Consider the following 11,288-nt stretch of genomic DNA (forward strand, 5'->3'; position numbering starts at 1 on the left):
GGGTGAGGGGGAGGGTGGGCGGCATGACGAGGGCGAAGGTGAAGAGGAAGCGGCGGGCGGCGGGGTATGGGGGCGTGGCGAAGGTGGGTGGGGTGGACGGGTTTCCGGTGGCGGGGCTGGTGCGGCGGGCGCGGCGGATGTCGGACATGAGTCAGCGGGACCTGGCGCGGGAGGCGAGCGTGTCGCCGGCGGCGGTGGCGCGGGTGGAGACGGAAGGGCTGGCGCCGAGTGTGGCGCTGCTGCAGCGGATCCTGGCGGTGGCGGGGCTGCACCTGGTGGTCGTTGATCCGGACGGGCACATTGTGCAGCCGATGCGGGTGTGGGACGAGACCTATGACGGGGCGGAGCGGCGCTACCCGGCGCACCTGTCGACGATTCTGGACCCGCGGGCAGGGGACTGGTGGGGTGACCAGTATGGGCTGGCGCGGCCGCCGGAGACGTTCCACCGGTCGCGTGAGCTGCGGGAGCGGCAGCGGCGGCGCAGCCAGTGGGAGGTGCGGGTGGCGAAGTACCGCAACGATCCCCCGCCGCCGCTGTGCACGGTCTGGGTGGACGAGGCGGGCGAGAACGGGAGGCCCGCCACCGGGGTCGGTGACGGGCCTCCTCCCTATGCGCTGTTCGGTGAGGTCAGTCGTCGTTGAGGATGGTGCCGATCGCGATCGGGTCGGCCTGGCGAAGGCCGGGAATGCCGGCGACGAGCAGCGTGAGCTTCTCGTCCGCCTCCTTCGTGCGGTCGCCGTTGACCAGGACCGTGAACGTGGTGGCGGTCTGGCCGGCGGCGATCGTGCCGCAGCGGATCAGCGGCGTGTAGTCCGTACCGGCCGAGGCGGTGATGCCCAGCGTGGTGGCGCAGACGACGACCGCCCGATTGGTGGCGCGGGACAGCGACACCGTGAACGTCAGCGGGGTCGTGCCCCTGTCGCCCTCCTCGGCCTGCGCGTCCGTGACGGTCAGCGCGGGACGGGTGTGGAAGCGGGCGACCTGCGGATCGTGGTCGCTGCTGCCGCGGGAGCCGTTCGTCTCGTCCTCGGCGGACCAGTCCGCGTTGATGTGGGCGGCGCGCATCTCGATCAGGTCGGCGTAGAGCGCGTCGTTCACGAACAGGTGGTCCAGCGTCTGCGTCTGACCCTCGTAGGAGTACGAGTAGGCCGACGACGGCACGTCGGCCAGCAGGTCGTCGTACAGGTTGTGCAGGCCGGACGTGTAGAGCGGGCCGAGCTGGTCCGAGACGGCCGGATTCGCGGCGGTGGCGATCGGGTCGTCGGGGCGGGGGAACACGTTCAGGTCGCCGCCGTAGACGACCTTGGCGTTGGCGTCCCCGGCCTCGATCGCGTCCACGATCGCGGCACCGTACGCGGCCTGCTCACGGCGCTGCCCGACCCGGCTGTCCGGACCGGACGAGTAGTGGTTCGCCACCGCCCACAGCGTGTACGTGTCGGACGAGCCGGGCGCGGCCTTCACGGTGAACCTGCCGACCTGCGGGGCGCGGGTGAACACGTTCGCACCGTCGGTGCCGGTGGACGTGTCCACGTCCGCGGGGAGCAGCGCGTTGAGCGTCTTCGGGTTCTGCACGTCCGCGTTGGTGGCCAGGCCCGCGCTGCGGTACCGGACGGCGGGGGACGCGCCGAGCACCGGGTCGGCCGCGGTCGCGGGGGCCAGGGACAGCCGGTCCGTACGGTAGAGGAACGCGGTCGTGATGCCCCGGGCGTCCGCGCCGTTCCGGTCGTAGGCGGTGGCGTAGGCGGGTCCGCCGGCCCTGGTGATGGTCAGCGCCAGTTCCTGGAGCGTGTCCGGCGCGCCGTCCGCGTTGTTCGTCGTGCCGCAGACCAGCTCACCACCGGCGACCGTGCAGATGTCCTGGTCCTCGGCCTCCTCGACCAGGATCAGGTCCGGCGAGTGCAGATCCCGGGTGATCTGGTCGGCGAGGTTGGCCAGCTGGGTGTCGTACTCGGCCTGGCTCGCCGGCACGTAGTCGAACGGCGGGGAGACGCCGGCGCAACCGGTGTTGCCGGTGAAGTCGCAGCCGTCGAACGGGTCGTCGCGGTAGTCGTAGAGGTTCTCCACGTTGTACGACGAGATCGCCAGCTCGGAGGCGCGGTCGGCGGCCTTCGGCGGGTTGTTCCTCGACGGGTCGGCGCCGTTGGTGAACGAGACGGCCGCGGCCTGCACCACGTACTTCTCGAACGTGTAGTAGAGGCCGCCGACCGCGTCGGCGGCGAGCGCGTCGAACGTCTTGGCGCCGGGAAGCAGCGCGGTGCTGTCGTTCGCGGCTGCCTTCACGCCCATGCCTGCGATCATGATGCGGCTGCCGTTGCCGTTGTCGAACAGCTCGCCGGGCACGTCGTCCAGCGGGTGCGCGTCCCGGAAGACGCGGCGCGCGTACTGGTCGTTGCGCTTCAGGATCGGGTCGTCGCGGTCGAGCAGCCACACCTCGGAGTCCGCGGTCGACGGGAACACGTTCCGGCCGCTGACCGTCCTGGAACCGGACCGGACGCGGACCTGCTCGCCCTCGTGCCGCTCCCAGAAGCGGTCCGCGGCGGCCAGGTCGGCCGGCGGGCGCGCGTCGGTGGTGGCGACCACGGCGTTCACGTCCAGGCCGGACGCGACGGTGCGGACCAGCGAGGCGCCGGCCAGCTGCGTGTAGTCGTAGTACTCGGAGACGCGGGCGCGCAGCACGACCTCGTCGCCGGCGACCGGCACGTACCCGCCGATCAGCGACGTGAACGTGCTCATGAAGACGAAGATGCCGTCCGCGCTGCGCGGGTCGCCGTCGGTGGCGCCGAGCCGGCTCTGCAGGAAGAAGCCGTAGGTGGTGGCGCCGGCCGAGGTCCGTGCCTGGGCCGGCTGCGTGATCACGCCCTGCACGAAGTGGTAGCCGGTGCTGCTGCCGTTCCCGGACGCGGGGGCCAGCGGCGAGCGGTGGGCGCGGGCGTTTCCGGTGTCCGGGGTCGCGCCCTGCACCTCGCCCACGGTCAGCACCTCGGCGACCGTCACGCTCACCGTGCAGGTCGCGGCGCCGCCGTCGGCGTCGGCCGCGGTGACCGTGACCGGGTAGGTGCCGGCCGGCACGTCCGCGGCCACGCCGACGGTCGCGGACGCGGTGCCGCCCGCGGTGACCGCCGGTGTGAACGCGGTCCGGGTGATGCCGGGCGTGCCGGTCGCGACGGCCAGGTCCACGATCACGTCGTCCGCGTCGGTCGCGGTGACCGTGCCGCTGCCGGCCGTGCCGACCACGGTCGAGATCGGAGCACAGGACAGCACCGGGGGTACGTCCACCGGCCCGCCCCCGTCGGCCACGTGGAAGCCCAGCCCGTCCACGGTGTCCGTGGCGAACCCGGTCCACTGTGCCGCCGGGTCGAACGCGTCGTCGATCACGGTGTCGCCCGCGGTCACGCCCGGCAGACGGCGCAGCGTGTTGTCGGCGGTGCTGGTCAGCCCGGCGCCCCACTCGGTGCCCGGGTCCACCCCTGCCTGACCGAGCGAGTCGACCACGGTCGTGCCCTTGGCCAGCACGATCGCGTCGTCGCCGTTGAAGAAACTGGCGCTGGACGTCTGGTCCGCGACGGCCAGGATCGTCGCGTTCGCGGACGCGTGGGCCAGCACGAACACGTCGTCGACGGCGACGGTGCCGGTCAGTGGCACGCTGCTGAACGAGGTGGCGCCGTTGAAGTAGAACCGCAACGCGTACGCGGACAGGTCCACCGCCGCGCCCGTACCGTTGTAGATCTCGACAGCCTTGTTGTTGCTGCTGCCCTCGACGTATTCCGAAATGAACAGATCAGGCGACGCGGCGGTCGCCACACCGGGCACCAGGCCGACCGCCGCGACGGCGGTGACCGTGCCGGCCAGCGTGGCGCGCCAGAGTCGTTGACGCATGAATCCTCCAGAGAGGGAGATCAGGATCAACGCACGGTAAGGCGCCACACCGGCCGTCGTCTATCGCCCGGCAGTCGTCGCTGTTAACTTTTGGTGCGCGGAGAAGCGCTTCGGGTCAGATGCCCTCAAGCCGGTGCACGAGCTCGCCGACGTCCGCGCCGTACTCGCACCACTCCCGGTCGGGCTGGAAACCGAGCTCCGCGTTGACCTTGAGCATCGGCTCGTTGGACTGTGCGTTCCACGTCTGCACCTCGGTCAGGCGCGGCGCGGCGGACCGCAGCTCGAACAGCATGCGCGCCTTGATCGCCCGGTCGATGCCGTACCCCCGGTGGTCCTGCACGACGATCGTGTCGTACTGGTCCGCACGCGTCGGGTGCTGTGCCGGGACCACCACCTCGGTCAGGCCCGCGACCGCGCCGGTCTTCTCGTGCACGGCCAGCACGATGTGCGGGGTCATGCCGCGGCGGTGCAGCGTGTTCAGGCTCTCCCGGAGGCGGCGGGCGTCGTACGAGCTGGGGCGCAACTCCAGGTCGCCGCTGTCGTTGTCGCGCAGCTCGGCCTTGGCCACCGCGTACGCCTCCAGCATGTCGTCCGGCGGGCCGCCCGGGTAGTACGCCATCCGGTAGCCGGCCGCGATCCCGCCCGCCATCTCGCCGAGCGCCAGCCAGTCCACCGTGGACAGGTGCAGGACGCTGCGGGTCTCCACGTACTCCCGGGCGAAGCCGAGGGACTCGAAGAACGCGATCGCCGGGGTGCCGCCGACCACCTCCACCCCGACCGAGGAGAAGCCCTCGGCGAAGAGGCGGCGTGCGGCCGTGGCGACCAGGCGGCGGGCCAGTCCGGTGCGGCGAGCCCTCGGATGGACCAGCACCTCCAGCACGCCGATGCCGCCCAGGAGCAGCACGTTCACCATGCCGTCCAGCCGGCCGTCACCGTCCTCGGAGACCCAGGAGACGCGGCGCTCGCTCGGCATGGTCTCGGTGAGATACGCCCGTAGATGGTCGTTCTGCCACGGCGGGTCGTCCGGCAGATCGGCCGCGAGCACCGCGTTCAGCGTCTCCAGCAGGGACTGGAGCTCGCTGTCCGGCGCCGTCCGGGGGTCCCACTCGCGCACTGTCACGCCTACAGCTTGCCGTGATCGCCCGCCGCACGGAAGACACCGCTCCTCCAATGTGCGTATGTCGTCACTCTACGTGCGACTCCGGACGCCGAAGTCGTTCGCCGCCTCGTACACCGACTGGGCGTAAGGCTCCACGTTGTTGTAGGTGAGGATCGCGTTCCACCAGTCCTCGGTGGTCGACAGGTCTTTCCCGTTCGCGCACAGATAGTTACCGGCCGCGAGCGCCGCATCGTCGATGTCGTTCGGGTCGGTGACGCCGTCGTTGTCCGCGTCGACCTTCCAGATCGCCCAGGTGGTCGGGATGAACTGCATCGACCCGACCGCCCTGTCGTACGTGCTGTCGCCGTCCAGCCGGCCCTGGTCCGTGTCCGGGATCAGCTTGCGGTCGCCCTTGCCGTCCAGCGGCAGTCCCTGGATCGGCGGGCTGGACTGGCCGTCCGGCATCAGCGTGGCGCCGTTCGCCCGGCCGTGGTTGGACTCGACCTTGCCGATCGCGGCCAGCGTGGTCCAGGTCAGGTGGCAGTTCGGCTGGCGCTGGCCGACCACCCACTCCGCGTACCCGTAGGCCTGCATCGCGGTCAGCGGGATGCCGGACTTCGTGCTGACCCCCTGCGCCCAGCTCGCCAGCGCGTCCGCAGGGCGGGCACCCGCGGCCGGCGCGGTCGGGGTGGCGCCCGCGGTCGGGTCGATCGGGAACTCCGGCAGGCCGGTGACCAGCGGCGGCACCGGGAACTCCGGCCCCGGGGCGGCCGCGGTCGGGTCGATCGCGCCGGGCGCGGGCTCGGTGCCGGGCGAGGCCTGCGGGGCTGCCCGGGTGCCGGCGACGGCCGGGACCAGGAGGCCGCCGGTCGCACCCGCGGCGCCGAGCAGGCCGAGCAGCAGCAGGCCGGGCAGGGTCAGCCGGCCCCATCGGCCGCGTCGCCAGGCGGCCGCGCCGTCGAAAGAACGCTGCGCCATCCCGTGTACGGCCGGGAAGCGGCGCAGCACCGGGTTGAGCGGCACGGCGGCGTGCCGTGCGGTGCCCGGCGGGCGCAGGCGTCGCCGGGTGAGCCGGGCCAGCCCGTAGGCGGCCTTGACGGCCGGCTCGCCCTCGGCGGGCTTGTCCGCGCCGACCGGGGGAAGGTCGGCCTTGGTGGCGGTCAGGTCGTCGTTCTTGCCGGTCGGGGTGGCGGGCTTGCCCGGAACGGCAGGCTCGGTTGCCGCTGCGGCGGGCACGGCCGTGGCCTCTCCGGCCGGTGCCGGGGCTTTCGTCGTCTCGGCCGGCGTGGTGCCGCCTGCCGGGGCCGCGCCGACGGCCGTCGACTCCGTGCCGGGCGTTGCCGTGGTGCCGGGGGCCGCCGTGCCGGAGGTCGCCGTGGCTGGGGTCGCCGTGGTGCCGGACGCTGCCGTGCCGGGGGCGGCCGTGCCGGACGCTGCCGGGCTGGACGTCGCCGTGGTGGCGCCAGACGCACCCGCGGTGTTCGGCGCGGAGTCGGTCGGCGTGCCCGCCTCGGGAGCGTCCTCCGCCTTGCCGACGTCCGGGGTGGTCTTCCCGGCAGGCTTCGCCGGGGCCGGGGCTGCCTGCTTCTCCGGGCCGGCCGACTGTGCCGGGGCGGCCGGTGCCGGTGCCGTCCGGGCATGACGAGGGCCTTCGTGCATCCCGCTATCGGGTGAATCGACCTCGATCACGGAAGTCCCGTTCCCGCGTGGCGCGGCGTCGGCCTCGCGCGAGACCCGTCCCGCGGCTCCGGCCGTACCCTCGTGGGATTGATCTGTTTTGGGGTTTTTGTCCGAAGGTGGCTCGGGCTGCTCGATCGAATCGCTGGCCACGCCCCACGAACGAGGCCCAGGAATGGCGCCTTTATCGGCATTTGTCGGCTTTGTCGCCGACGGCGCCGTTGCGGGGGATGATGGTTCCTTGCTCGGACTGTCCATATTCGGCATCACTGACTCCGGCCGGCCGTCCCCGTCCATCACGGTCCGAACGATACCCATGTCCGCGCGGCTGCCGGAACCGGCGCGCGCCGCCGTACCCTCTCCTCATGCCACGCTACGACTTCCGCTGCCGAGCCTGCGGCGCAACCTTCGAGGTCAACCGCCCGATGACCGAGGCCGGTCGTCCCGCATCGTGCCCGGACGGACACGATGACACCGTGAAATTGCTCTCCACCGTCGCGGTCACCGGGCGCGTCGGGGGTGCCCCGGCACCGTCCGGGGGCGGCGGTTGCTGCGGCGGCTCCTGCGGTTGCGGTTAAACCGCAAAAGTCCTATATATCCGCACATGACGGTGGTTTAAACCGTGCGGCGGGGCCTTTCGGATGATCATCCGGATGGTCCTCAGCTCTGACCTGTCGTGCCACAACCGGCCCCGGTCGGTCTCGTTAGCCCAGCCGTAGTCGCCCGGACGACCCCGGTGCGGCCGAAACGGCGGCTCGATGACCTCACCCACGGCTACTACCTTGGGGGAGCCGGGGCCATCCGTTTCGAGGATGTACCTGGTCGAGCGGGTACGGCAGCATGATTCGCGACTTCCAGGGGGGCGGAGGTTCCACGCGTGCCGGCAATGGATCACCTGCCAAGCGGCCTGGTGACGTTCTTGTTCACCGACATCGAGGGTTCAACCCGGTTGGCCCAGATGCTCGGCGGCGGATATCGCCCGGTGCTCGAAGAGCATCGGCGGCTGCTTCGCGACATCATCGCGGCACACAACGGCACCGAGCTGTTCACCGAGGGTGACTCCTTCTTCGTCGCGTTCGCGGACGCGTCCGACGCCGTCAAGGCCTGCCTGACGGCCCAGCGCGCGCTCGCCGCCCACATCTGGCCCGCGCCCGGCATCGCGCCCAAGGTCCGGATGGGCCTGCACAGCGGCTACGCCACGCCGATCGGCCGGGAGTACGCGAGCCCGGAGGTGCACCGCGCCGCCCGGGTCGCCGCGGCCGCGCACGGTGGCCAGGTGCTCTGCTCGGCCGCGACCGCCCGCCTCGCCGCCGCGATACCGCCCGAGACGTCGATGCTCGACCTCGGCCTGCACCGGCTGCGCGGCTTCGACGGCCGCGAGCGCCTGTTCCAGCTGGCCGCGCCCGGCCTGGAGACCGACTTCCCCCGGCCCCGCACCGAGGCGGCCGCGCACAACCTCCCGCACCAGGCGACCACGTTCGTCGGCCGCGGTGCCGAGTGCATCGAGCTCGCCACGCTCGTCGAGACCCACCGCCTGGTCACCGTGGTCGGCCCCGGCGGCGCGGGAAAGAGCCGGCTCGCGGTCGAGACCGCCGGCGGCCTGGTCGAGCGCTTCCCGGACGGTGTCTGGTACGTCGACGTCGCCCCGGTCACCGACTCCGGACTGGTCGCGTTCGCGGTCGCCGCCGTCCTCGGCCTGCGCCCCGAGCCGGGCCGGCCGATCCTGGACACGCTGGTCGAGTCCGCCGCGGGCCGCCGCATGCTGCTCGTCCTGGACACCGGCGACGCCCAGCTCGCCGCGGCCGCCGAGGTCATCTCCTCGCTGCTGACCGGCGGCACCGGCGCGAAGGTGCTGGCCACCAGCCGCGAGCCGTTCCGGGTCGCCGGCGAGGTCGTCTGGCGCATCCCGCCGCTCTCCGTCGCGCCCGGCCCCGGCGGCGCCCCCTCCGACGCGGTCGCGCTGCTCATGGACCGCACCTCGCTGGCCCGCGGCGGCCGCGCCCCCAGCCCCGCCGAGGTCACCCACCTGGCCCGGGTCGCCGGGCGCCTCAACGGCCTGCCGCTCGCGATCGAGCTGGCCGCGGCCCGCCTGCGCCTGCTCTCCGCCAGCCAGCTCGCCGAGCGGCTCGACGACCTGCTCGGCGTGCTCGACGCCGGCTCCGGCGACTCGGACGCCACGGTCGCGATCGGCCCGGCCGCACGCGCCGCGTCCGCCGCCTCCCGCAACCAGACCATGCAGGCCACGGTCACCTGGTCGTACCGGACGCTCGGCCCGCGCGCCGCCCGCCTGCTGCGCTGGCTGTCCGTCTTCGCCGGCCCGGTCGACCTGCCGACGGTCGAGTGGGTGCTCAAGGACGACCCGCTCGACCCCCTCGCGGTGCTGGTCGACAAGTCGATGGTCCAGGTCGAGCCGCACGCGTCCGGCACGCTCTACCGCATCCTCGACCCGATCAAGGCGTACGGCGCGCGCCGCCTGGCCGACGCCGGCGAGGAGAACTTCGCCCGTGACCAGCACGTCGACTGGTCCATGCAGGCGCTCCAGCGTGCCCACCTCGACCAGGGCGGCCTGCCGATCACGCTGTCCCTCTACGCGCTCGACCCGCTCGCCGACGAGGTCCGCGCCGCGCTGCGCTGGACCTCGACCGGCGGCAGCGCCCGCTCCGGCCTGCACCTGGCCCAGGGCCTGGACCAGTGGTGGCGCGAGCGCGGTCTCGCCCGCGAGGGCCGCCTGTGGCTGTTCCGCATGTACGGCAGGATGGCCGAGACCGGCGAGCCGATCCCGGACGCCGAGCTCGCCCTGGCCTACCACATGCACTCCCTGCACGCCGGCGCCGACGGCGAGTCCGCCGAGGAACAGCGCTTCGCCCAGCGCGCCGAGGCCCACGCCCGCCGCTCCGGCGACCCCGGCCTGCTGGTCCGCGTGCTCTCCACCCGCGGCGGCCCGCTGATCTTCCAGGGCCAGTACGCGGAGGCCGAGCGCCACTGCTGCGAGGTCATCGAGTGGGCCACCGCCAACGGCGTGCCCGGCGACGCGCTCTACGCCATCTACAGCCTCGCCGAGCTGCTCTGGCGCCGCGGCGCACTCGACGAGGCCGCCGAACTGCTCGGCGCCGCCCGCAACGTCGAGGCCGGCCGCCCGCTGGAGCGCGGCCGCCGCGGCGTCGACATGCTCCTCGGCATGATCGCGCTCGGCCGCGGTGACCTGGTCGCCGCGCACGAGCACCTGGTGGTCGCGCTCCGCTCCCGGATGGGCCACGGCTTCCACCGCCGCGCCTGCGACACGATCAACGCCATGGCCGTCCGCTGCGCCGTGGGCGGAGACCCGGTCAACGCCGCCCGCCTCTTCGGCGCGACCGCCGCCATGCGCTCGTCGCTGCGCAGCTCACCCGGCATCTTCGCCAACTACTGGACCGAGCACCAGCAGTTCGTCCGCGCCGTCATCGGCGACACCGCCTTCGACCGCGCCTACGCCGAGGGCAACGACCTCTCCCTCCCCGAGGCCGCCGCCGCCGCGCTCGCCATCGAGCACCCGGACCTCACCTCCGACACCGGCCGCTTCCTCGACGCCGGCCGCCTCCTCACGCTCGACACCCGCACCATCGAGCTGCCTCCCGGCCGCCGCCCCTGACAACCGAAGATCAATTTCCTCTTCCCGCTTCCAGCGTGGTGCAGCCCGCATGCTCCCGCGGGCAAACCTCGCGGCGGGCTCCACCTCCGCTGGCTCCGTTCCGCACGCCGCATCGGAGCCGGTCCCGCCGCTGGTCCCGAAACCCCCGTACGCGCGTGCCGCCGCCCCCTCACGCCCCCACACAGCGTCACCTTCGCGCCACCCGCACCGAGCGCTCCACGCCCGAAATTTCGCACTATCAGACCATGGGCGCCCTCTGCCCCGCTCCACCCCACCCTCCCTTGAAGTCAGACTATTCGCGCAAAACTGAGGACTCGTTGTGGTGACTCGTCGGTAACCATGCGGCGGGCTGCCGGAACGGCAGAGATGCCGGACGCCCCGCGGCACCCCGCGGGCCCACCGTTCAGGAGCCCTGGATGTTCCTCTCGCTCTCGGCTGAATCCACCCTCAAGAGGGCCGGCACCGTCCTGGTGTCGATGCTGGCCGTACTGGCGATCGCCAGCCCCGCCGCGGCGGCCGTGACGCCGCAGCAGAAGGCCACGACGCTCGCCGGCTTCACCCAGACCAGCGCGACCAGCTACAACACCTGGAACTCGGCGCGGCAGAACCAGGACGCGTGGGCGGAGTACGGGTTCGACTGGTCCACCGACTACTGCTCGTCGAGCCCGGACAACCCGCTCGGGTTCGACTTCACGCTCTCCTGCTACCGGCACGACTTCGGGTACCGGAACTACAAGGCGGCCGGCACGTTCTCCGCGAACAAGAGCCGGCTCGACTCCGCGTTCTACGCGGACCTGAAGCGCAAGTGCGCGACCTACTCGACCGCGACCCGCCCGGCCTGCTACAGCCTGGCCTGGGTCTACTACCAGGCAGTGTCGATCTTCGGGTCGATCTCCGCGGTGAGGCAGTCGGACCTGGACGCGGCCGCGGAGCTGAAGGCACAGGGACTGAAGGCCGAGGCCAACGCGGCCTGACCGGTGAGGTGCGGGGCCTCCACGGCGGAGGCCC

General features: G+C 72.6%; 7 protein-coding genes. 4 read left to right on the plus strand and 3 right to left on the minus strand.

Annotated features, from left to right (window positions below; translation table 11 throughout):
* The first annotated feature begins 23 nt into the window (after nucleotides 1-23).
* Entirely contained in the window at nucleotides 24-641 is a 618-nt protein-coding gene (locus tag OP04_RS31840) for a helix-turn-helix transcriptional regulator (RefSeq protein WP_085066943.1), read from the plus strand.
* Here the strand turns inward: OP04_RS31840 and OP04_RS31845 are convergent.
* The 3 genes from OP04_RS31845 to OP04_RS53780 form a co-directional block, all read right to left on the minus strand.
* Nucleotides 628-3,876 carry a lamin tail domain-containing protein gene (locus tag OP04_RS31845; protein ID WP_033343622.1) on the minus strand — a complete coding sequence of 1,083 codons (3,249 nt, stop codon included), beginning with the start codon at nucleotides 3,874-3,876 and terminating at the stop codon, nucleotides 628-630. The two genes, OP04_RS31840 and OP04_RS31845, sit on opposite strands and share 14 nt — an antisense overlap.
* Before the next feature lie 115 nt (nucleotides 3,877-3,991).
* A complete protein-coding gene (locus OP04_RS31850) occupies nucleotides 3,992-4,996 on the minus strand; it encodes a GNAT family N-acetyltransferase (protein ID WP_033343623.1) in 1,005 nt (334 codons plus the stop codon).
* Between the two features lie 69 nt (nucleotides 4,997-5,065).
* Nucleotides 5,066-6,634: a lytic transglycosylase domain-containing protein gene (locus OP04_RS53780; protein ID WP_051799418.1), complete on the minus strand. Its 1,569-nt coding sequence runs from the start codon at nucleotides 6,632-6,634 to the stop codon at nucleotides 5,066-5,068.
* 383 nt (nucleotides 6,635-7,017) lie between these two features.
* Here OP04_RS53780 and OP04_RS52200 point away from each other — a divergent pair, with 383 nt between their 5' ends.
* From OP04_RS52200 to OP04_RS31870, 3 genes are all read left to right on the plus strand, one after another.
* Entirely contained in the window at nucleotides 7,018-7,230 is a 213-nt protein-coding gene (locus OP04_RS52200) for an FmdB family zinc ribbon protein (RefSeq protein ID WP_033343624.1), read from the plus strand.
* A 308-nt stretch (nucleotides 7,231-7,538) separates the two neighbouring features.
* Nucleotides 7,539-10,280: an adenylate/guanylate cyclase domain-containing protein gene (locus tag OP04_RS31865; protein ID WP_085066914.1), complete on the plus strand. Its 2,742-nt coding sequence runs from the start codon at nucleotides 7,539-7,541 to the stop codon at nucleotides 10,278-10,280.
* Between the two features lie 416 nt (nucleotides 10,281-10,696).
* The gene (locus tag OP04_RS31870) at nucleotides 10,697-11,254 is read left to right on the plus strand and encodes a phospholipase (RefSeq protein ID WP_033343625.1); all 558 of its coding nucleotides are present in this window, start codon (nucleotides 10,697-10,699) and stop codon (nucleotides 11,252-11,254) included.
* Nucleotides 11,255-11,288: the final 34 nt, after the last annotated feature.

The organism is Catenuloplanes japonicus (assembly GCF_000717135.1).
Taxonomy (GTDB): domain Bacteria; phylum Actinomycetota; class Actinomycetes; order Mycobacteriales; family Micromonosporaceae; genus Catenuloplanes; species Catenuloplanes japonicus.